Here is a 22,538-nt window from a genome sequence, read left to right on the forward strand (position 1 = left end):
ACCATCACATATCAGCACTTTTATGCAGCAAAGACTATTTATCTGGCTAACAGGGAATCTGTTTGTGGGTCTGCTGGCTTCGACTAGTATGGCTCAATCCCAGGTTATACCCGATGATACATTGCCCCAAAATACAGTTGTCACTAAGAATGGTAATATTACTGAGATTCAAAGTGGGACAAGAGTAGGGGATAATCTCTTCCACAGCTTTGAGGAGTTTTCTGTTCCTGAACGTTCAACAGCATTTTTTAATCTGGAAACGATAAATCAGGATGTACAAAATATTATTAACCGGGTTACGGGAACTAAGGTATCAGAAATTAATGGCACAATCCAGATTAACAATCCAGCTAATTTATTTTTAATTAATCCTCAAGGCATTATCTTTGGCGCGAATGCGAAACTCGATATTAGCGGCTCATTTTTAGCCAGTACTGCCAATAGTATCCAATTTCCAGATGGGCGTGAATTTAGCGCCACTAATTACTCAACCCCACCCTTATTATCAATTAATGTTCCCATTGGCTTGCAATTTGGTTCAAATCCGGCTCCTATTGAGAATCAATCGACTGGTGGCTTACAAGTTAAACTGGGTCAAACCTTAGCCCTAGTCGGTGGTGAACTGCGGTTTCCGGGAGGGCATTTGACAGCCCCCCAAGGGCGAATTGAATTAGGTAGCGTTGGTGAGAATAGTTTCGTCCAGATTACGCCAACTATTAATGGCTTCACTCTGGGATATGAGGGGGTAGAGAATTTCCAAGATATTCACCTTTCCCAACAATCTGTCGTAGACGCCAGTGGTACAGGTGGCGGTTTTATTCAAGTCCAAGGCGCTCAAGTGAACCTGACACAAGGGTCACAAATTCGTGCAGATACACGGGGTAATATTAACGGTGGTGATATTACGATTCAAGCTGAACAATTGAACCTCCAAGAGGGCGCTTTTGTTTCCGCGTCTACCTTTGGTGATGGCGCGGCTGGTTCGTTGATGGTGAATGCTTCATCTGTGGAAATTATTGGGACGAGAAATCTACAAGAGGTGTTGGATAAGCTTTTTAAGACAAGAACCATTACTCTAGATGAGTTGGGTAGTGGTCTATTTTCTCTAAGTTTCGGTTCTGGTGCTGCGAATCACTTAATTATTAATACTGAAATATTGAATGTGCGGGAGGGAGGTTTTATTTCCACTTCTTCCTTTAGCACGGGTTCGGGCGGCGATATGATAGTGAGGGCATCTGAATCGGTGGAACTGGTGAGTTCAGAACTGTTTGCTGATAGTTATGGGCAGGGAAATGCGGGTAAATTGACCGTACAAACCCGACAGTTAATAACTAGAGACGGGGGTGGAATATTTAACTCTACGTTTGATACAGGGCGTGGCGGAAATGTGTTGATTCAAGCATCGGATTCTATTGAACTGATTGGTACAACACCAGATGGTCGATTCAAAAGTGCTATTGCTTCTAATGCTTTTGAGGATGCGACTCAAGCCACGGGAAATGTGAGCATTGAAACTCGACGCTTAATCATTCGCGAGGGGGCGGGAATTGGCGCGGCTACATTCGGTACAGCTCAAGGCGGAACGGTGAAGATTCAGGCGTCAGATAGTGTGGAACTGATTGGTACTTCAGCGAATGGTCGAGAATTGAGTAGTTTGAATACACAAAGTTTTGGCAAAGGCGCTGCGGGTGATATTGAAGTCTATACTAGACAATTAGTGCTGCGGGATGGCGGAGTTATCTCAACCACGACGCAAAATGCTGGGCGGGCGGGACGATTGGTGGTTAGAGCATCGGAGTTTGTGGAACTGAGTGGTATTTCCGCCGATGGTCAGTTTCCCAGTAGTATGCGCTCAGATGCGTCTTCTGATTCTGTTCCCAGTGGCTTTATTCCGCCACCTCTGACTGAGGTATTGGGGGAAGCGGGGGATGTGACGATTGAGACAGGACGTTTAATTATCCGAGATGGAGCCGAAGTCACGGTTAATGGAGAAAAGTTAGCCGCCGCAGGGAATTTGAGAGTTGATTCTGACTTGATTTGGTTAAGGAACGGTGGTACAATTTCAGCGACTACGCGGGCGGGGACAGAGGGAAATATCATTCTGCAAACGCAGAATTTGTTGCTACAGAATCAGAGTCAAATCAGCACGAATGCTGAGAATGCTAATGGCGGTAATATTACAATTGATACAGGTAATTTAGTGGCACTTAATAATAGCGATATTAGTGCGAATGCTCAAGCGGGAGCAGGGGGTCGGGTTACGGTTAATGCGTTTGGTATTTTTGGTACGCAATTTCGAGAAGCGTTAACTCCAGAGAGTGATATCACGGCGACATCAGCACTTGGAGCTGAGTTTAAAGGTAGGGTCAATATCAATATAGAGGAGATTGATCCCAATCAAGGATTAGTCCGCTTACCCGAAAACTTTACTGAACCCAGGAACCAAATTGTCACAGGTTGTGCTGCGGATCAAGGCAATTCTTTTGTGGTGACTGGACGGGGAGGTTTACCTGAAGATCCCACTCAAACTCTGCGAGGTCGAACCATTTGGCGGGATTTGCGGACGCTGGTGTTAAATGAAGATGAAGGAGATCAGGTAGAGACGTTCTCTGGAACCTCTGGGAGCGGGGCTAGTAGAGACGTGACCGTGGAACCTCTGGGAGATAGGGGAGAATCTCCTTCTGAGCGTCGCTCGTCTATTGTAGAAGCTCAAGGATGGATTATTAATTCCCAAGGTCAGGTTGAGTTGGTGGCTCATGTCCCTGAGGTTAATCCCCAAAGTCCCTGGTATAAAACAGCAACATGCTTAAATGAGTAATCACCTTGTGGTCATGGCGATTAAAATCGCTGCTACACAAACAAAGTCCGCCTGCGCGGACTGGATTAGAAAGGGGATAGTTATTGGTACAGCAGCATTAAAAGCATTACCCTTCTACCCCCTCACCAAGATGCAATGACAATGCTATTGGATTTGATATTATGACATTGTTGCCCCGCATCAGACTGAAAACAGTTATTATAAGGCGATCGCGAACTCAAACAATAGCGTCAGTCTCCTCACGGCTCAAGGCTTTCAGTCGCTGTATCGGGTTAGGATTACTCACATTGTTCCTGATAACGTGGGTTTTTCCCACCCAAGCGCAGTATCCGCCGATACCGCTTACAGAACTAACTCAGACTCAATTCTTGAGTAGGGAACAGGGAATAGGAAACAAACAACAGGGGGATTTGAACTCAGTTCAGGAGGATGACAATGCTTTAACTCAACTTGAACAAGGCAAAGCTCTCTACTCGGCGGGGCGTTTTTGGCAAGCGATTACGGTTTGGCAACAGGCGATGCAAGCTTATCAAGATCGAGGCGATCGCATCCACTATGCCCTTAGTTTAAGTTATCTCTCCTTAGCCTATCAAGAGTTGGGACAATGGCAGGAGGCGGAACAAGCGATTACCCAAAGCCTAAATTTAGTGGCTAATCTCCTCAAACCCACCCGCAATCATCAACGCCTTCTCGCCCAACTTCTGAATACTCAAGCCAGTCTCCATTATGCTCAAGGACAAATGGAAGCGGCTTTAGAAACGTGGAAACAGGCAGAACAGGCGTATCAAGAGGCGGGTGATCAAACAGGTGTATTCGGGAGCCAAATTAACCAAGCCCAAGTCTTACAAGCATTGGGACTCTATCGGCGATCGCAGATTACCTTAGAGCGAGTGAAAACCCAGCTCCAAACTCAACCCGATTCCTTACTCAAAGCCGCCGGATTACGGAGTCTGGGCGTTGCGTTGCAAGTGGTGGGTAATCTAGAGGAATCACAACAGGTTTTGCAACAAAGTTTGGCAATAACTCAGGGTTTCGATGCAATAGCTGACCAAAGTGCGACGCTATTTAGCCTGGGAAATACGGCGAGAGCGCGACAAGACTTTGAAGATGCGATCGCCTATTATCAACAAGCCGCCTCAACAGCAACCACCCCTCTGACTCAAGTTGAAGCCCAACTCAACCAACTCAGCCTGCTGATTGAAACCCAAAATTGGACAGACGCCCAAACCTTAGTCCCCCAAATTCAAGCTGAATTATCTAATTTACCCCTAAATCGGGCGGCGGTTTATGCTCAAGTGAATTTCGCCGAAAGCTTGATGAAAATGGGAAGCCATGTAGAGACGTTGCATGTAACTAAACCCGCCCTGCTTGGGGAACAGGGTAGAATTTCTCAATCACTAATCACTAATCTGGGAACCGGCGCTAAAGCGCAACTACAAACGATCGCACAATTATTAGCCAGAGCGATTCAACAAGCCAGACAGCTTAATGATAAGAGATCTGAATCTTACGCCCTCGGTCAATTGGGACATCTTTATATGCAGACACAGCAGTGGTTAGAGGCGCAAAGGTTAACTGAGGAAGCATTAAGTTTGGCGCAAGGAATACAAGCCACTGAAATCACCTATCGTTGGCAATGGCAATTGAGTCAGATACTCCAATACCAAGGTAATCTGACAGGCGCGATCGCGGCAAATCGGGACGCGGTTTATACCCTGCAATCCTTACGCAGTGATTTGATGGCGATTAATCCTGATGTGCAATTTTCTTTTCGGGAAACCGTTGAACCCATTTATCGGAATTTAGTGGAATTGCTCTTAAGCAATCAGCCCACACCAGAACAGCTTCAACAAGGGCGTGAAACCATTGAATCCCTAAGATTGGCGGAATTGGAGAACTTCTTTCGGGAAGCCTGTTGGCAAGTTCAACGCCAAACCATTGACCAGATTGATCCCCAAGCTTCAGTCATTTACCCGATTATTTTACCGAATCATTTTGCCGTTATTGTCTCCCTACCCGGAAAACCCCTGCGCTATTTCCAAACGGAGTTAGCTCAAACTCAAATAGATAGTACCATTGAGCAACTCCTACAAGCCTTAAATCCAGCTTGGTCAAACAAAGAACGGTTACGCCTTTCCCAACAACTTTATGATTGGTTAATCCGACCGATTGAAACTGAGTTAAGGGAGAATGAGATTAAAACCCTCGTCTTTGTTTTGGATGGTGCTTTACGGAATTTGCCCATGGCGGCGCTTTACGATGGACAGCAGTATCTGATCGAGAACTATAATATTGCTCTATCCCTAGGATTACAACTAATCGAGCCGCGATCGCTCTACCCGAAGCAACTAAAAACCTTAACGGCTGGACTTAGCGAGGCGCGGGATGGTTTTCCGGCTCTCCCCGCCGTGGAGTTGGAAGTGCAAAGCATCGCCGCACAAATTCCTTCGACTATCCTCCTGAATCAACAGTTTACCCCTCAAACTCTGCAAGAGCAAATTGAGGCGAATCCATTCCCAGTGGTTCACTTAGCGACTCATGGACAGTTTAGCTCCAAAGCAGAGAACACCTTTCTACTCACTTGGAATGGTCGCATCAAGGTGAAAGATTTGGATCAACTCCTGCAAGTCAGACAGCGACAGGATACCAACCCGATTGAACTCCTTGTCCTCAGCGCTTGCCAAACGGCGACAGGGGACAAGCGAGCGGCTTTGGGACTTGCGGGATTAGCCGTGCGATCGGGCGCTCGTAGTACCCTAGCAACCTTGTGGTCAGTTAATGATGAATCGACGGCTCAGTTAATGGTTGAATTTTATCGACAACTCACCCAATCTCAAGTCAGTAAAGCCCAAGCCCTGCGTCAGGCTCAACTTACTCTCCTACGTCAATCTAATTATCAGCATCCCTTTTACTGGGCGCCCTTTGTCTTAGTCGGAAATTGGCTTTGACTCACATCCTGTTCCCTGTTGCCGATTACCTCATATTTACAAAAATAAAGATAGGTACGGCTCATCGAACCTTATGATACGATACTTAGTATTAAAAACTCATGAGGGGTGTGACCCCACACTCCAAAATAAAAACTAACTGTTACAAGGGGTGACACATCCAGGGTGGTAGGTACTCTCTAATCCTTCAGTTGCTCTACTAGGGAATTGGTATACTCAAAAATAAATAGACAAATTGTAATGAGTTTAGTATAATATCAGTCTTATTTGTCTGTCTTTGATGGGATGCCGCTTAAAATCCCTGTGATGCACTACAGCTCATTCTTCTTCACGAGGGTTTTTTATCATGGCTTGGAAATATACACCTCAACCTCTTGCACTCGTTTCAGTCAGTCTTTTCCTGAAGCTTCTACTGGTTGGTAATTTACCAGTACCATTACATGCTCAAACCATACCCCTGTCTCACACAGCCAGTGTGACCTTTATTCCTCAAAGGCAAGGAACCCCCACAGATTCAGCCGGGGGAGCCTCGCGAGATGGTGGTGTATGTCCCAATGACATAAGTAATCTGGGAACATCAGTTACGCCCTTTGAGTTAGCTACAAATCACGGATTTACGGTGGCGGAACGTCCCACATTTTTTGTTTACATCCCACCAACAGTGGCTCAAAACGCTGTATTTATTCTCAAGGATGAAACAGAAGATTATTTTTACAAAAAAACCGTATCGCTTCCTAAGCACAGAGGTTTAGTCAGCTTTAAACTGCCTTTTGATGCACCAACCCTGGAAATTGGCAAGACGTATCAGTGGTCGTTTTTGCTAATTTGCGGACAATCCCTGAGACCTGATAGTCCTAAAGTAGAAGGGAAAATTCAGCGCATTCAACCTGACCCCGCCTTACTCAGCAAGCTTCAGCCATGGTCTCCTGTGGATAGAGCGGCTTTTTATGGAGAGGAAACTATTCAGTAGAGCGCCGCTTGGTGTCACCACCGTTCGCGGGAGCTGGGGGAGCTGGGGGAGCTGGGGGAGCTGGGGGAGCTGGGGGAGCTGGGGGAGCTGGGGAATGCTCTTTCTCCTGTAATAGCTTAGGGAGCAAGCAATACGCCCCAGTTTGTATCGAACGGCTCGAAACGATAATTGGCAAGGGTTGTGGCTTAAGTTGACACGGATGACGCGACCTGCGCCCTCTTCATCGACGTGGGATGAAGAAGACCCAAAATCTATCTTTGGGCATTTTTTATTAATTAGTTATCTGTGAGACCATAAGTAAGTCATTGATCATAACGTAAATAGCAATAGTTTTATTCAGCCTATACCTCTTTGCAGAAAGTCTCTGAAGGAGATTTAATTAGCTAAAGCCGAATTTAAAACTAAAAAGGAGGAAACTTGAACTTTGCAAAGGAGTTGACAAACCACTCATTTGGGTATTACTACTTGGTATTTTTTGGAGTCACTCTTGCCCGATACTTTCTTATCGCTGGGGGAGCCTACTGGCTCTTTTATGTCGTTCTGGAGAAGTTCCTCGCTACACAGAGTTTGCGTCTGAAGCCTCTGATGAGCGCTTCGATTAGAAATGATATCAAATTATCAGTTCTCTCGGCAGTGATTTTTGCCTTTTGTGCAGCGCTAATCATATCAGAGTACGGTTTGGGAGTAACGCTCCTTTACACTAACCCAGATGAATATGGACTGTGGTATATAGGAGTTAGCTTTGTTGCGGTGCTTATCCTTCAAGATACGTATTTTTACTTTATCCATCGCCTCTTTCACCACCCTTTGCTTTTTAAATGGATGCATTCTGGACACCACCGTTCGGGAGAGCCAACACCATGGAGTTCCTTCGCATTTGACCTACCAGAAGCAATTATACAATCACTCTTCTTTGTAGCGATAATCTTTATCGTTCCGCTCCATTTTATCACCTTGGCTACTGCACTGATAACGATGACCGTATGGGCAGTGGTATCTCATCTGGGATTCGAGCTATTTCCCTCATCATTTCCTCACCACTGGCTGGGGAAATGGTTTATCGGGGCAACTTATCATTCAATACATCATCGCCAGTACACTGTACACTACGGATTGTACTTCACGTTCTGGGACAAACTGCTCGGTACTTAACTGTCTTGGATATCTAGCCGGCACCTCCTAATTAAGGTGTTGGTGCTTGGCGCGAAGAGATAGTTTTAAAGAGCGGAATGTGGGTTAATCAATATCGTTTACAATGAGTGCATTCCATCACAAGTTATTTCAATTTCAACTGCTGAGAATCATTGGGTTATGCTGCAAAGACTATATGTACACAACTTCAGATGTCTAGAAAACTTTGAAATAACTATCAAAGGAATGCCATCTGCACTGTTGATTGGAAAAAATGGTTCAGGTAAATCAACTATTGCCGATGCATTAGAGGGACTTCAGAAAATTAGTCAAGGTGTCAATAGAATGCGCGACCTTGAAGAATTAAACCTTATTAGCCCAAAAGATTTCGCTCGTGGACGGTCTGATGTTCCGATTCGCTTTGAAATAGAAGTATTCCTTGACAATAAATTGTACAAATATGTCCTGGCATTGGAGTTGCCAGAAAAATTTAGAGAACTGCGAGTTTCTGAAGAGCAATTGCTGGTTTCAGGAGAGCCAATTTACTCTCGAAAAGAAGCCCAAGTCATTCTTTACAGCAGCTTGCAAAATCGTGAGGCTCAGTTTCGGTTAGATTGGCATCTTGTTGCCCTTCCCGTAATTCAGGAGCAATCTGAGACTGACCCACTTCATATTTTCAAGACTTGGCTGGCTCACATGATCATCTTAGCCCCAATCCCAAGCTTGATGACAGGAGATTCCAAGGGCGACACCTTGGAGCCAAGGCGAGATGGTTCAAACTTTGGAGAGTGGGTTTCTGGATTACTCAGTCGCTATCCTGCTGCCTACACACGGGTTGATAGGTATCTCCGAGACGTTATGCCAGACATTCAGGATTTTCTGAATGAATTAATTGGCAAAGACTCCAAAAGCATGATTGTTCGGTTTGAAGCAAATAGTGCAAATCTGAATGTTGACTTTAAAGACTTATCTGACGGCGAAAAATGCTTTTTTATTTGCGCTGTGGTCTTAGCTGCCAACGAATTTTATGGACCACTTTTTTGCTTCTGGGATGAACCTGAAAACTATCTATCATTATCAGAAGTTGGTCATTTTGTCATATCATTGCGACGCTCATTTAAGCAGAAAGGACAAATTTTATTGACATCACACAATGAGGAAGCCATCCGAAAGTTTTCAGATGAAAATACTTTTGTACTCGATCGAAAAAGCCACTTGGAACCAACTTTGATCAGATTGCTCCGTGATATGCGCGTGACAGGTGACGTGACAGGTGATCTGATAAATACCTTGATTTGTGGCGATATAGAGCTATGAGTCCAAATCAGTATAAACCTCACATTCTGGTATTACCTGAAGACGATGCGAATCGCCAGATTGCCAACGGATTTATTCAATCTCCAAACCTTAATAACCGTGCTAGCTATTCAAGTCCTGCCGCCTGCTGGTGGGTGGCAAAGAACTGTGGAGCAATTCACGAACGATTATGCGCCTACAATGCGAAAATTATCACAAAGAATGATGGTTTTACTCATTGACTTTGATAATCGTGAAAATCGGTTAAGTTATGTAGAGAGTCAGATTCCAGATGATCTAAAAGAAAAAGTATTTATTCTGGGAGTGCAATCTGAACCTGAGAATTTGAAGCGAGACATCAACAAGAGTTTTGAGGAAATTGGAGACGTTCTGGCACAAGACTGTTCGGATAAAACGAATGAGTTGTGGGAACATGAGCTTCTCAAACATAACAAAACTGAGTTAGAGCGGATGATTGTATCTGTTAAACCATTTCTGTTTAATTAAAAGCGTTTGACCCTAAGTTACCAGTTTTGGCTGACAAGTTATCCGTAAAACCCGCCCCTACAGACGGTCGGGTCGCCCTCTCCTCTAATTTAACTTGACACTATGGCACGTCAGTAGGGTATATCAAGGATTTAGGTAATCTAACAAATGCAAATTTTCAGTGCCATTCGTATTTCGTCTTAATATGTTGGTGCTTGGCGCGAAGGGATAGTTTTAAAGACCCGAATCAAATCAGCTTGGCGAATCGGTTTACTAATATAATCATCCATCCCCGCCTCTAAACAAGTTTCTCGGTCTTCCTGCATCGCATTAGCTGTCAGCGCAACAATCCAAGGGCGCTGGGAGTAGTTTTGGCAGATGTAACGGGTCGCGGTTAAGCCATCCATTTCTGGCATTTGTACATCCATCAATATTACATCGTAAGATTGACTGGAGATAGCGTCAAGAACTTCCTGACCATTAGTAACCAAATCGGCTTGATAACCTAAACGTTTTAACAGCAACAATTCTACTTTTTGATTGACTATATTATCTTCAGCCAAAAGAATTCGTAACGGTAACTGTTTGGCAAGAGGCAAATCTTCAGATTTTGGTGAAGCCGATTGAGACTCAATAGAAGTAGCCTGTTTTACCAAAACTTGAGTCAGAACGTTATAAAATTGTCCAACTTTAATCGGTTTAGGGAGACAGGCAGCAAAATGCCGCTCAATCAAAGAGGTTTTTGTTGTCAAGTTTCCCACAGCGGTTAGTAACACCAAAGGCAATTCTTGACAAAGGGATTGGTTATGGATTTGCAGCCCTAAAGTTAGTCCATTCATCTCTGGCATTTGTCGATCAATAATTGCCACATCAAAAGCTTCTTCTTGATTGAGCCAAGCTAGGGCTTCATCACCGGATTGAGTACTCCGGGCAATCATACCCCAACATTCGGTTTGCTGGGTTAAAATTCGGCAATTTGTCGGATTATCATCAACAATTAAAACTCGTTTACCCGTAAGCTGTGGTTTAGGAATACTTAAATTCTCTTCCGACGCATTTTGGGCTACCCTTAAGACGACACAGAAGGAAAAAGTAGACCCCTCACCGAAGCTGCTGTCTACCCAAATTCCCCCCCCCATCATTTCACTTAATTGTTTAGAAATAATTAAACCCAGTCCCGTACCACCATACTGACGAGTGGTTGAAGAATCTAGTTGACTGAAGCGTTGAAACAAGCGGTCAAAGCCGTCTTGAGGAATACCAATGCCCGTGTCTTTTACCGAAAACAAAAGACAAACAGTCGGCGAGGTATTGCTATCTTGGTTTTGAGTCGAATCAGTGACGTATTCATGTTTAACCTTCACCAAAACGCTAACTTCCCCCACATCTGTAAATTTAATTGCATTACTCAGTAAATTGATGAGGATTTGGCGCAGGCGGGTGACATCTCCGATCACAGTAGTGGGAACTTCTGGGTCAATAAAGTAAGTTAATTCCAATCCCTTTTGCACTGCTTTTGGCGAAAACAGATCAACAGAGGTTTCCAGAAATTCCCGCAGATTAAAGGGTTTGAATTCAAGCTCTAGTTTACCCGACTCAATCTTAGCAAAATCAAGCACATCATTAATCGTAGTCAGCAGCGTTTCACCACTTTGACGAATCGTTTCGACTAAGTCCCGTTGGTGGTTATCCAGCTTCGTATTCTCCAAAATTCCCGTTAACCCAATCACCGCATTCAGAGGGGTGCGGATTTCATGGCTCATGGTTGCCAGGAATTCACTTTTAGCCCGGTTAGCGGCTTCTGCGGCTTCTTTTGCCTCTGCTAGTGTGGCATTTTGAAGTTGCAGTTGCTGTTGGATATGGCGTAAACTCAGTTGAGTTTTAACCCGTGCGATCACTTCTTCCAGTTGAAAGGGCTTGGTAATATAGTCTACGCCACCCACTTCAAAGGCTTTCACTTTATCCCAGACTTCATCAAGGGCGCTCAAGAAAATTATCGGAATTTCGGCACTTTTTTCGCAGGCTTTCAAGTGTTGACAAACTTCATACCCATCCATTTCCGGCATTTTAATATCCAGCAAAATCAAATCCGGCGGATCAGTATTAACCGCATTAAGTGCCTGTTTCCCATTAATCACCCGACGAACTTCATAGCCCTGGTTCGTCAGCATGGTAAACAAAATGCGTAAATTATCAGGGATATCATCGACAATTAATATGTCTCCCTTGATGGCTTGAGATTGACGTTCACTCATGAATTAGGGCGTGTGTTAAATCCACTATGCGATCAAAAGAAAGGGTGTTCACCCATTGACTCAAGGTTTGAGCCAGAGATATTTGCTCCTCAGGAATTTGGGCAATAAGCTGAATCATCACTTTCTCTCTAGCGCTGAGTGCGGCTTTGTGCAGTTGTGCCAGCCATTCAGTTGGCATTCGTGCCAATGCCTCTTGTAAGGCAGTTCCCTGCAAGGTTACTGGCGACGTATCCGGCGATATGACAGAGGCAGGTTCAGCTTGAGCATACAAATAACGCACCCCTAAATGTTGCGCCATTTTTTCAAAGATAACCTCTTCCCGAAACGGCTTGCTCACAAAATCGTCGCAGCCGGCTGACAAGACAACCGAGCGCTGCTTATCGAAAACACTGGCAGTCAAGGCTATAATTACCGTTGCTTGACCCTGTAACGATTGTCGAATTCGACGAGTGGCTTCATAACCATCCATCACAGGCATCCGCATATCCATCCAAATCAGGTGAGGTTCCCAACTCTGCCAACGTTCAACGGCTTGCCATCCATTTTCTGCTTCCTGCACCTCAAAACCCATCGGTGCGATTAAATTAACCAGCAGAACCCGACTTTCCCATTTATCATCAGCAATTAGAATCCGATAGCTCGGTTGATTTGGGGCTAAACTAATCACCCGTTTAGACTGTTGAATCTCAATGTCAGCTGCTTGGGCAGGATTAATCTTAATCGTAAACTGAAACGTTGTTCCCTGACTTAAAATACTGCTGACGGCGATGGTTCCTCCCATCAGTTGTACAAATTTCTGGCTGATGGGTAAACCTAATCCTGTACCTTCTTGAGATTTGCGACCGGTTTCCGTTTGGATAAAGGCTTCAAACAAGGTATCAAGTTCTGCTGGGGCAATTCCTGGACCGGTGTCTTCGACTTCAAAGGTGATTAGGGATTGGGGATTGGGGATTGGGGATTGGGGATTTATATTCCGTTCCCCAAGCAGGGCGGGTTTAGTCAAGTTATCGGTTTCTTGGGTAACGTTATCGGTAAAACCCGCCCCTACACATTGGTTTACAGACGTGCCATGGCGAGACATACCATGGCGAGACATACCATGGCACGTCTCTACATGCAAGGTGACACTCCCTTCCCCTGTAAATTTAATCGCATTTCCCAATAAATTAATTAAAACCTGACGTAACTTGCTCTCATCAGTCCGCACGTATTGAGGAACATCTGGATCACAATTAAAGATTAGCTCTAAGCCCTTTGATGCGGCTTTTAGCTGGAGCATTTCTTCTAAACTTTTGAGTAAACGATAGAGATCAAAACTTGTTTCATTCAGCGTAATCCGACCTGCTTCTATTTTAGACATTTCTAATACATCATTGAGCAGCGTGAGTAAATGTTCACCACTGCGAGCAATAATTCCTAGATATTCCTGTTGAGTTGGAGTTAAAGTAGAGTCGCGGGTCATAACTTGGGCAAAACCAAGAATCGCATTCAGGGGAGTCCGTAGTTCATGACTCATATTCGCCAGAAACTCGCTTTTGGCACGGTTAGCCGCATCAGCCGCTTCCTTAGCATCTTTGAGTTGAGCCATGAGGGCGGCTTGTTGCAGTGCCACACCTAACTGATTACTGACCTGTGTCAGTAAACTAATTTCTGCGGCGTCCCAGTGACGGGGACTGGAGTTTTGATATGCACCCAGTAATCCCCACAGTTTATCCCCGACAAAAACGGGGATTAAACAGTAGGCTTTGATATGAAAAACCTCCAACAATTTGACATGACATGTCGAGTAAATTATTGGGTAAATATCATTAACGACAACGTTTTCATGATTCCGAAATCGACCGCCCTGAGTTTTTTGTAAACAGGTATCTGACCATACCGTTGTCAGATCAGAACTGACTAAGGGAGACCAACCTAATGCCACCGATTCGGAGACAAAATCCCCACTCCAGTCGGGATTAAATCGATACACCACGACGCGATCGCAGTTAAGAATTTGCCGTACTTCTTGGGTAGTCGTACTAAAAATCTGATCAATATCTAACGTTTGACGAATGCTTTCAATCACCCGTGCTAATGCCCGCGCCTGTTCAGCAGCCTTGGCTTGCTGGACTGCTTGAGCTTGCAATAATTCTAAATATTCTGACTGTTGCAGTGCTACCCCTAATTGGGCTGCCACTTGCATAAGTAACTTAACTTCTCGTTCCTGCCAATAGCGGGATTGACTATGTTGAAAAGCACTCAGTAGTCCCCAAAGTTTTTCCCCTTTAAACAAAGCCACGACAGCAAAGGATTTAATCCCAAAAGATACCAAAGCTTCGATATGGCAATCACTTAAATTAGCTCTATAGATATCATCAGCAATACAAGGTTCGTTATCCCTTAACTGACCCCCTTTTTGTTCGCTTAAATAGGGATCTTCCCACGCACTACCCACCAGTTTTGGTAAGTCTCCTGCTTCCGATTCAAAAATAAAATCACCGAAATAATTCTCGCGGAATTTATAAATAGCAATTCGTTCAACATCCAACAATTGACGGACTTCTGTTGCCGCCGTTTGGAAAATCGTATCTAAATCTAAAGTTTGGCGAATTTTATCAATCACCTGAGCTAACGCCCGTTCCCGTTCTGCTTCCTGGGCTAATTCATCTGCCCGTTGTTGTAATTGCGCCTCCAGTGTGGTTTGCAGTTCTGCCGATCGCCGTTGAGCTTTTCCGAGGAGTTCAGCTTGTTGAATGGCTACCCCTAATTGAGCACCAATTTGCACGAGAAAATTAATATCCGTCTCCTGCCATGATCGCGGTGCTGAATTTTGAAAAGCGGCTAAAAGTCCCCAGAGGGTTTTGCCTTTGTAAATTGCAATAATCGTGTATGCTCTTGCCTGATAGCGTTCTAAACTTTGAATATAGCAATCTGAAAACCCGGCTGTGTAAATATCACGACAAACTCGGAAAACTTCACCTTTGATAAAGTCACCGCCTTCAGTTTGCTGTAAATAGGTATCAATAATTTGAGGATTGGCAAAGGACTTAATACTACAATTACTAATATTTTGGCATAAATGTGGGTCTTGACATTGCTCTTGGACTAAGGATTTCCAGCCCCCAGCCACGGATTCAACCACAAATTCACCACTCCAATCGGGATTAAACCGATAGATTGCCACCCGATCAACATTGAGTAAGTGTCGCGCTTCCTGGGTTGTGGTCTGGAATATAGTATTAATATCGAGCGATCGCCGAATCTTATCGATAATAGCCGCAACTGCTTTTTCTCGTTCTACAGCTTGAGCCACAGCTTTCGTCAATAATTCCGACTGCATCCGCAATTGAGCCACAAACTCCGCTTGCTGCAACGCCACGCCTAAATGAATGGCAATTTGATGGACAAACTCTATTTCGTCACTGCGCCATTGGCGTGGGCGCGAACATTGGTGAATACACAGCAACCCCCAAAGCTGATTCCCCTTGAGTAACGGCACAACTAGGTTGGCTCGAACTTGAAAACGTGAGAGAATAGCAATGTGACAATCGAGTAAATTCAGGGCATAAATATCTTCAGCCGCCCAAATCCGCCCTTGCTGATAATGGGTAGCATGTCTTTCTCCAAAACAGTCATCCTCTACTTTGGTGGCGATGGCTGATGTATAGGGTGATACAACATCTTCGGAGACAATTTCCCCACGGCGACAGTCAGACTCTGGATCAAAGCGAAACATCCCCACCCGATCTGCATTCAGCAGTTGACGCACTTCTGTGGCGGTTGATTTAAAGATACTCTCCAAATCCAAAGATTCCCGAATTTTAGTCACCACCGCCAACAGCGCCTTCTGTTGGGCAACTTGAGTCGGTTCTGGCATTCTCATCGCTTCCAATTGCGCCACACGCGATCGCAGATAAGTTAATTCGGCTTCGTCATTTGTCATTTGTAAGAGTTTGAGGAATATTTACAGAATTTAATCATGCAACCCGCCCCGACTTTTTGAAAAACACCTTTTTATCCAAATTTACCTTGTTCTTTAAGTGCTTGTCGAATTCTTAACTGAGCATCCCGATCATTAGGATAACGGCTAATTGCCTCTCGCCAGACGCTGAGTGCTTCATCCAATTGACCCTGTTGCCTCAATGCATCCCCTAAATACCAATACGCTTGAGGCTTTTTAATATTAAGGTGAATAGCTTCGCGGTATTCACTTATAGCAGCTTCCCAGTTTTCTTGAATCATCCAGCTATTGGCTAGGTTCAAATGTAATATAGGCTTTTCAGGATGCTGCTGGCTCAACGTCTGATACGACTCAATTAGAATTTCCAGTCGATTAACTTTTGCTAGCATTAAACCGACACTAAAAGGAATGTCTGTATTCTTAGGATGGCGCTGGAGCAACTCCTGAATAACAGGTATGGCTTCATCCGGTTTTCCTTGTGCAATCAACGCTTGAGCTAACTTAATATACCCATCCACAGTTTTCGGCGATCGCGCGATTAGATCCCGGAATACAGCTACCGCTTCATCCCATTTATTTTGTGCCAGGAGTGTATTACCGAGCAGTAAGCGCACCATGTCGTTACTGCGTTGTCGGTGGATAACTTGACGAAACACCGTTTCCGCTTCGGGGTAATCCTGTTGCTGGTAAAGGGCGATACCCTTTTGAAACAGCGACGCGATCGCAATTGTCTTACCAATCAAAAAAATAACAGTGAATAAACCGACACTGACGACTATAGCCGCTATCCAACTTGAATTCTGAACAATTCCCATCGGGTACATTTCTCAAACACAGATTACACAGATTGTAATCAGCAATCAGTGTTTCAGGCTAACAAACAAGCGGCGGGAAACATCAGATATTCTAAAAAGAAGAGTTTCCAGATAAATTGATAAAAACTCGCGATCGCGAGTTTATCCTGCAAATCTACATCCTGACTGCGCCACCAGACGAGAAGTAACGCCGCCAGGTGTGTCATCCCCAAAATAACCGGGTTAACCACGTCAAACAGTAGCACTCCACCGAGAATCATACCCAAATAGCAGAGGGTGATAATCCATCGGGTGATATTAAACACCGCTGGCTTACCCAGTCGAATCGTGAACGTGGTGATATTATATAGCTTGTCTCCATCAATATCCGGGACATCTTTGAAAATCGCGATCGCAACGGTAAACACCAAAACAAATAACGTCAGTCCCCACACCGCAGGCGTTGGTGTCATCGCTTCACCTTGTTGCCACACCCAGCTAAAATGCAAGAATAGTCCTAAATTGACCACAGCACCCCGCACCGAGAAGATACAAAGTGCAGCCCAAAAGGGAAACCGCTTCAACCGGATGGGTGGTAAGGAATACGCCGTACCAATGGCTAAACTGACGCTAACCATGAGAAATAACCACCCGCCAAGTATCCGGCCTAACAGCAGCGCAAAGAGTCCAGTTACGGCAATAATCAGCTTAGCTTGTCCTCTGGAAAACTCCCCCGCTGCGATGGGAAGATGAGGTTTATTAATTTGGTCAATCTCCACATCTTCGAGTTGATTGAGTCCCACGATGTAGATATTACCACAGCAGCAGGATATCCAGGTACCCAAGAGTTGAGCTAAATTGGAGGGTGCGATCGCACCGTCGGTAATCGCTAAGGCAATGACATATAATGCCAATACACTTAGAGTAGTACCGATGATCGTGTGAGGACGCGAAAACTTCCACAAGGCATAAAACCAGTCTGCGGGTTGCTTAAGCGGGTTGAGAGGGGAAGAGGTCAAGGTTGATGGAGAAATTTGGCTCATTCTGGAGTGTAATAGGCTTTCCCGTTCGATTTTACTCTCTTCGCCGGCTTCGTTCTATAATTTTTGTGCGATCGCGTCTTTTATCCAGCTTGTTTATATTTATTAGTATTATTAGCAACTAAGCTGGCACTTCTACCCTTCTACCCAAGGCAAGTATGGCACGAGGCGATCTAATTTACGCTTATCGAGAATTTCTCAACCTGCAAGGCGTCTACAAACATTATGGGATTGACTGCGGCGACGGTACGGTTATCCATTATCGCAAACCCAGTGAAACCATTGAACGCACTTCTTTACCTACATTTGCTAGAGGTGGAAAAATCTATGTAAAACAGTATCCCACTCATTTTATTCCTGATGTAGTTGTTCGCCGCGCTGAGAGTCGTTTAGGTGAACGGAAGTATAATCTGCTATACAACAACTGCGAACACTTTGCCATCTGGTGTAAAACTGGCGTGAGTCAAAGTCCGCAAATTCAAAATTTTATTCCCATTATTACTCAGATGAATACTGAGAACTTATACGAACCGATTAAACGAGCGCTGGAAGAGAAAGATCCTGACAAAGCTACTCGGTTATTGACTCAAGCGTTAGCTGAAATTAAAGGAGTTTGGAATACTCTGCAACCGCAGTACAACCAAGATGTTCGTGAGATAAGCGCTTGGCAGAAAGTCGCCATTCAAGCACTGAAACAAAACCGGGAAGACTTAGCGCGGGCGGCAATTATCCGGAAAAAAGACTATGAGAAACGGGCGCAGGAGAATAAAGAGAAGTTAGATCAGCTTGCTCAGATGACGGAAACACTGATCCGCAATCGGCTGAATGTGAAATAGATTTTGTCTTAATTTTACAAAGAGCTATCAACTAAGACTATGACACCCATTGAATTGGAAATACGATAGAACAGGTTTAGCGACGAGACGATAGCGCCATCACAATCCGCAGCAAATACCAGAATAGTAATGCCACTGACGCAAATAATTCTAGTGAAGCCGCAACATAGTGATGGGGTGAGTAATGATGCATCACCTTAGAGGTATCGTAGAGAATCGCGGCGGAAGCAAAAGCAACCATAACCACGGAAAAGAATAAGCCCAAGGTGAAACCAAAAATCACGCTACAGATGATTAGTCCCAAGGCTACTAATCCGCCAACTTTTAAGATACCACCCAGAAAAGTAAAGTCTTTGCCTGTGGTAAAAGCAACGGCGGTTAAACCAGCAAACATGAGAAGGGTGAGTATTCCCGCCGTTGGGATAACAGTGGGATCTGAGAAATAAGCCGCAATGTACAGAATCGGGGCAAAAATTAGGGCTTCCGCAACAACGTAAATCCCCAATCCAGCATACTGAGTGTTGACCGAATCCGCCTTAGCAGCTAACTCCCTGGAGAACCAACCGAGTACCGCAAAACCTGCCAGAATCGCCAGCCAGCTAAACCGACTTGCCGTGACAAACTGGGTTAATACGGCGGCTATGCCAGTTTGAAAGAGTATAAACTCTAAAGCAATAAACGCTCCCACTGCCCCAGCCAGATGCATGTAAGTTTTCTGAATAAATTGAGCGCGTTCACTGGGGGGTGCTTGTGCAACTGTAACCATAGATTTCCTCCTTACTTGGGTAAGTTCTCTTGGTCTCAAAGCTGATTTATAAATACTATTCTAGTACTTGAAAAAATCAGTTTTGCATATCCCCTTAGCTCGGTGAGTCTATGGACATCCTCTCCTAGGATCAATAACTCGTGTAGGGGCGAACTGCTTGCATTAATTAACAACTCCAGAAACAGGGCGGGTTTATATAAGTTACCAGTTTTTGAAGGCATGTTATCGGTAAAACCCGCCCCTACAGATGATCGAGTCGCCCTTTCCTCAACGTTTACGCGATCGCACTCGATAGTTCTTGCCAGCGCTGATGCCATACTTGCTGCATCTTTTGTATTATCTCAGGTAAATCCCGAAACTCCTGACTTTGCTGATTAATTTCCGAGGCTAATCCTTGGAGTCGGCTAAAATCTCGGCAACAGTACAGTACTCGTTCCCAAGCCCCATACCAATCCCTTCCGGCTTCCTGATGGGCGCGAATGGGTTTCAGGCGTTCTTCCTCGTTTCTCAGGTATTCAGCTTGTTTTGCCCAAGCCTGACGCCACGGTTGCACCGCTTCCGGTTGATCATGCTGATCATACCAGTCGCGTTCCCTACGGAAGATTTCGCCTAATTCATCAAGCTGGGAACGAGAGGTACAGCGCCCAATCGCTGCCAATCCTGCGTCAATCCAAAGGGGCAAGTTGCGATAACTGACAAAGATGGCACGGGATTCAACTAGCTTGACCCAGATTTGGTGTTGCCAGCATTCGATGCGATCGATTTGCTGGAGGGGAATGTTAAGAAATGTAGCGACTTGGTGGCGTACTTCGTCCAGAGAAAATTGGTGAGGATCAATTATCCCAGCCGTGATCAAGTTCCGAAACATGGTAAATCACTCCTAATTTGGGTATGAGCGGTAGCGTTGGCTTGATTTAGGACAGTTGGTGCTGGATTTGTGGCGATATCGGCTGTTTTGCCGGAAAAATGCTCAAATCCTCAATCCTAAATCGATTGACCCAAAGTCTTAGCCACCCCGTATAAGTTGCCTTAAGAAGTCGGAGTGGCTAGAGGAGTGTTACTATTTCTTCTAGCTTCCAGACTGGTTTGTGCAGTTTGGGGGTTAGCTGCTCAGAGCTGCGCGAACAGCTTTGAGTGGCGCTAAGATTTTTAGGTTTAATTTGGATTATCTTAGCAGATTGAGGGATTTCTGATCCGGAGTCAAGGCTTTGTTACAAAAGTTTATTTATGCTGTGATACCCTTCGCTGCTGATGCGATCGGGAAACCCGCGCGGCTGTGCTAAGGCTGGCTGGAGAATCATCTGATTTATCGTTTATTTTTAGGGAATCTGTTAAGATTTTTTCAGCAATGCCCCCTCTATAGATAAGGGAAGGAAGCGTCAAAATGGAAGACCACAAAGAAAATACTATCAGTATACAGTTAAATGAACTATATGGTTTAACTAATGAACTAAAACCTATCCTTCCATTTCTTTATCAGGAAGTACCTCTAGCAGAACGCCGAAACATTCTAATTGCCTATCAAAGATTATTCGGATTTCCCGTAACGCCCCCTCAACCAATCGATGGCAGCCTACTATCATGGGCTGATGGTGGCATTTTTAGTTATGAATTACGTGATGCGATTGTCAACTCTTTGCTAATTATTCTGCCTGTCATTCAACAAGAGAACCACTGTGAGGTACGAGAGCCAACAAAGTATGAAGATGAGAAACTATCCATAGCTTATGAATCTCTGCTTAAGTTCGCAAAAGCTATAGCTTATAATAACCAGGAAGACTATCTAGAATGGGAGATTTTTCACAAAAATTATATAGATGATATGTATCGCGATATCTCCATGTTAATTTCCAATATTTTAGAGGAATATAACTTAAAAGAAGCCGATGAAGCCCTGCTAAAATTTTTCCTAAATTTGGTTGGTTTTGCTCTGGAGGAGATAAAAGCCAAGAAATTATTACCTATTCCCCAAAAAGTCTCTTATCGATTCACAAAATTTTTATCAGTATGCTTGAAGCAACCCATAAGAATTGTAGTACCAGAGCTTGATGATAGCGGGCAACTGAAACTTCTAGTCGAACAAGTACAACCCCTTTGGATGAAACATTTGGGACGTACTCCAGAAGAACAATTAGAAAGAAATAAACTAGCAATGGCTTGGGCTAAAGCAAGAATGGAAAAGATTGAAAGCAGACGTAATAAACGGAATCAATAAGGTGATAGTTCTTTTAGACTCTGGAGTGCTGGGATTACTCGCTAATCCGATTCAGGATATATCAGAAGCGGAAACGAATGAAATATATCAATGTACAGAATGGTTATATGACCTACTGTCTAAATCCGTGTATGTAGTGGCTTCGGAAATTTCTGATTATGAAGTTAGGCGAGAGTTGATTCGTATAAAAAGTGAGGGTGTAAGACTTCTAGATAATCTGAGAGAAGTAATTGAGTTTCTCCCCTTAACCAAAGAAGTAATGCAAAAGGCGGCAGAGTTTTGGGCTGAGGCACGTCAAAGTCATATACCTACGGCGGATGCTCAAAATATTGATGCAGATATGATTATTTCTGCTCAATGGAGTCTCTTGAGTCAAGAATTTCCCGGACGTGATGTTTTGATTGCGACAACCAATATTCGGCATCTAAGGATATTTGCTGAAGAAAAGGCAATGGAATGGAAGAATATTATATTATAAAATATTTAGCCAATTAAGTTAAGTCGTAGGTTGGGTTGAGGAACGAAACCCAACACCAAAACATGGTAATCTTTGTTGGGTTTCACTTCGTTCAACCCAACCTACCTTTATTAATACTACCAACCTGTGTTACGTCACGACAATTGAAAAAGGGCGGGTTTGAACTAACGTTATTATCAATAGCGTAATGAAAGTCCATAAACCCGCCCCTACAGGGGTAAACAATTAGGAAAAATTAATCCCGCCACAAGGCAATTCCGCCTAATAATCCATTGATATTGGGAACAATTTTTACATTTGGCGGTAACTCGAAGGTAATTTTTTTGGCTTCTCCGCCACCAATATAAAGATAGTCGTAGTTAAATAAATGTTCTAGGGTTGCGATCGCGCGTTGTAAACGATTGTTCCATTTCTTCTCTCCCTTCTTCTCTAACGCCGCCCGCCCTAACTGTTCTTCGTAGGTGTCTCCCTTGCGAAAGGGGTGGTCCCGCATTTCTCACAAACTAATTTGAGAAGCTAATTTGAAGGGGAAAAGTAGAAGTTTTCATGCGCAGAATAGAAA

At 44.3% G+C, this 22,538-nt stretch carries 16 protein-coding genes and 1 pseudogene; 10 read left to right on the forward strand and 7 right to left on the reverse strand.

Annotation, left to right across the window (positions count from 1 at the left end; translation table 11 throughout):
* The first annotated feature begins 22 nt into the window (after positions 1–22).
* From ACLGGO_RS09645 to ACLGGO_RS09675, 7 genes are all read left to right on the forward strand, one after another.
* A complete protein-coding gene (locus tag ACLGGO_RS09645) occupies positions 23–2,818 on the forward strand; it encodes a two-partner secretion domain-containing protein (RefSeq protein WP_446419140.1) in 2,796 nt (931 codons plus the stop codon).
* 161 nt (positions 2,819–2,979) lie between these two features.
* Positions 2,980–5,766, forward strand: a complete 2,787-nt coding sequence (locus ACLGGO_RS09650) for a CHAT domain-containing protein (RefSeq protein ID WP_446419141.1) — start codon at positions 2,980–2,982, stop codon at positions 5,764–5,766.
* 346 nt (positions 5,767–6,112) lie between these two features.
* Positions 6,113–6,736: a DUF928 domain-containing protein gene (locus tag ACLGGO_RS09655; RefSeq protein ID WP_446419142.1), complete on the forward strand. Its 624-nt coding sequence runs from the start codon at positions 6,113–6,115 to the stop codon at positions 6,734–6,736.
* Between the two features lie 11 nt (positions 6,737–6,747).
* Positions 6,748–6,930 carry a hypothetical protein gene (locus ACLGGO_RS09660; protein WP_446419143.1) on the forward strand — a complete coding sequence of 61 codons (183 nt, stop codon included), beginning with the start codon at positions 6,748–6,750 and terminating at the stop codon, positions 6,928–6,930.
* A gap of 223 nt (positions 6,931–7,153) precedes the next feature.
* Entirely contained in the window at positions 7,154–7,888 is a 735-nt protein-coding gene (locus ACLGGO_RS09665; RefSeq protein WP_446366759.1) for a sterol desaturase family protein, read from the forward strand.
* A gap of 159 nt (positions 7,889–8,047) precedes the next feature.
* Positions 8,048–9,184, forward strand: coding sequence for an AAA family ATPase (locus tag ACLGGO_RS09670; RefSeq protein WP_446419144.1), 1,137 nt, complete (start codon positions 8,048–8,050; stop codon positions 9,182–9,184).
* A gap of 45 nt (positions 9,185–9,229) precedes the next feature.
* Entirely contained in the window at positions 9,230–9,670 is a 441-nt protein-coding gene (locus tag ACLGGO_RS09675; protein ID WP_446419145.1) for a hypothetical protein, read from the forward strand.
* A gap of 179 nt (positions 9,671–9,849) precedes the next feature.
* On the opposite strand, the gene ACLGGO_RS09680 is transcribed toward ACLGGO_RS09675, so the two are convergent.
* From ACLGGO_RS09680 to ACLGGO_RS09695, 4 genes are all read right to left on the reverse strand, one after another.
* Complete coding sequence (locus ACLGGO_RS09680; protein ID WP_446419146.1) at positions 9,850–11,904, reverse strand: response regulator; 2,055 nt, start codon at positions 11,902–11,904, stop codon at positions 9,850–9,852.
* Complete coding sequence (locus tag ACLGGO_RS09685) at positions 11,897–15,829, reverse strand: GAF domain-containing protein (RefSeq protein WP_446419147.1); 3,933 nt, start codon at positions 15,827–15,829, stop codon at positions 11,897–11,899. Before ACLGGO_RS09685 ends, ACLGGO_RS09680 begins: the two co-directional genes overlap by 8 nt.
* Before the next feature lie 71 nt (positions 15,830–15,900).
* Entirely contained in the window at positions 15,901–16,662 is a 762-nt protein-coding gene (locus tag ACLGGO_RS09690; protein ID WP_446419148.1) for a tetratricopeptide repeat protein, read from the reverse strand.
* Between the two features lie 53 nt (positions 16,663–16,715).
* Positions 16,716–17,684 carry a homogentisate phytyltransferase gene (locus ACLGGO_RS09695; RefSeq protein ID WP_446419149.1) on the reverse strand — a complete coding sequence of 323 codons (969 nt, stop codon included), beginning with the start codon at positions 17,682–17,684 and terminating at the stop codon, positions 16,716–16,718.
* Positions 17,685–17,839: 155 nt separating this feature from the next.
* Here ACLGGO_RS09695 and ACLGGO_RS09700 point away from each other — a divergent pair, with 155 nt between their 5' ends.
* On the forward strand, positions 17,840–18,517 hold the full coding sequence (locus ACLGGO_RS09700; protein ID WP_446419150.1) for a lecithin retinol acyltransferase family protein: 678 nt from the start codon (positions 17,840–17,842) through the stop codon (positions 18,515–18,517).
* 76 nt (positions 18,518–18,593) lie between these two features.
* Here the strand turns inward: ACLGGO_RS09700 and ACLGGO_RS09705 are convergent, their stop codons facing one another.
* Both ACLGGO_RS09705 and ACLGGO_RS09710 read right to left on the reverse strand, forming a co-directional pair.
* Positions 18,594–19,283 (reverse strand): Bax inhibitor-1/YccA family protein, encoded by a 690-nt coding sequence (locus ACLGGO_RS09705; protein WP_446419151.1) that lies wholly within the window; start codon positions 19,281–19,283, stop codon positions 18,594–18,596.
* A 274-nt stretch (positions 19,284–19,557) separates the two neighbouring features.
* Positions 19,558–20,151 (reverse strand): hypothetical protein, encoded by a 594-nt coding sequence (locus ACLGGO_RS09710; RefSeq protein ID WP_446419152.1) that lies wholly within the window; start codon positions 20,149–20,151, stop codon positions 19,558–19,560.
* 516 nt (positions 20,152–20,667) lie between these two features.
* Between ACLGGO_RS09710 and ACLGGO_RS09715 the strand changes: the two genes are divergently transcribed.
* The gene (locus ACLGGO_RS09715; RefSeq protein ID WP_446419153.1) at positions 20,668–21,498 is read left to right on the forward strand and encodes a hypothetical protein; all 831 of its coding nucleotides are present in this window, start codon (positions 20,668–20,670) and stop codon (positions 21,496–21,498) included.
* 1 nt (position 21,499) lies between these two features.
* Complete coding sequence (locus ACLGGO_RS09720) at positions 21,500–21,976, forward strand: type II toxin-antitoxin system VapC family toxin (protein WP_446419154.1); 477 nt, start codon at positions 21,500–21,502, stop codon at positions 21,974–21,976.
* A 235-nt stretch (positions 21,977–22,211) separates the two neighbouring features.
* Here the strand turns inward: ACLGGO_RS09720 and ACLGGO_RS09725 are convergent.
* Positions 22,212–22,472, reverse strand: a pseudogene (locus ACLGGO_RS09725) (ROK family protein); the annotation flags it as partial.
* Positions 22,473–22,538 lie beyond the last annotated feature (66 nt).

It is taken from the genome of Coleofasciculus sp. (genome assembly GCF_046565525.1).
Classification (GTDB): domain Bacteria; phylum Cyanobacteriota; class Cyanobacteriia; order Cyanobacteriales; family Coleofasciculaceae; genus Coleofasciculus.

Bases quoted from the DNA above. Each gene is read 5' to 3' on its own strand.
- ACLGGO_RS09645 (WP_446419140.1), top strand. From the start codon at position 23: ATGCAGCAAAGACTATTTATCTGGCTAACAGGGAATCTGTTTGTGGGT.
- ACLGGO_RS09650 (WP_446419141.1), top strand. From the start codon at position 2,980: ATGACATTGTTGCCCCGCATCAGACTGAAAACAGTTATTATAAGGCGA.
- ACLGGO_RS09655 (WP_446419142.1), top strand. From the start codon at position 6,113: ATGGCTTGGAAATATACACCTCAACCTCTTGCACTCGTTTCAGTCAGT.
- ACLGGO_RS09670 (WP_446419144.1), top strand. From the start codon at position 8,048: ATGCTGCAAAGACTATATGTACACAACTTCAGATGTCTAGAAAACTTT.
- ACLGGO_RS09675 (WP_446419145.1), top strand. From the start codon at position 9,230: ATGCGAATCGCCAGATTGCCAACGGATTTATTCAATCTCCAAACCTTA.
- ACLGGO_RS09680 (WP_446419146.1), bottom strand. From the start codon at position 11,904: ATGAGTGAACGTCAATCTCAAGCCATCAAGGGAGACATATTAATTGTC.
- ACLGGO_RS09685 (WP_446419147.1), bottom strand. From the start codon at position 15,829: ATGACAAATGACGAAGCCGAATTAACTTATCTGCGATCGCGTGTGGCG.
- ACLGGO_RS09690 (WP_446419148.1), bottom strand. From the start codon at position 16,662: ATGGGAATTGTTCAGAATTCAAGTTGGATAGCGGCTATAGTCGTCAGT.
- ACLGGO_RS09695 (WP_446419149.1), bottom strand. From the start codon at position 17,684: ATGAGCCAAATTTCTCCATCAACCTTGACCTCTTCCCCTCTCAACCCG.
- ACLGGO_RS09700 (WP_446419150.1), top strand. From the start codon at position 17,840: ATGGCACGAGGCGATCTAATTTACGCTTATCGAGAATTTCTCAACCTG.
- ACLGGO_RS09705 (WP_446419151.1), bottom strand. From the start codon at position 19,283: ATGGTTACAGTTGCACAAGCACCCCCCAGTGAACGCGCTCAATTTATT.
- ACLGGO_RS09710 (WP_446419152.1), bottom strand. From the start codon at position 20,151: ATGTTTCGGAACTTGATCACGGCTGGGATAATTGATCCTCACCAATTT.
- ACLGGO_RS09715 (WP_446419153.1), top strand. From the start codon at position 20,668: ATGGAAGACCACAAAGAAAATACTATCAGTATACAGTTAAATGAACTA.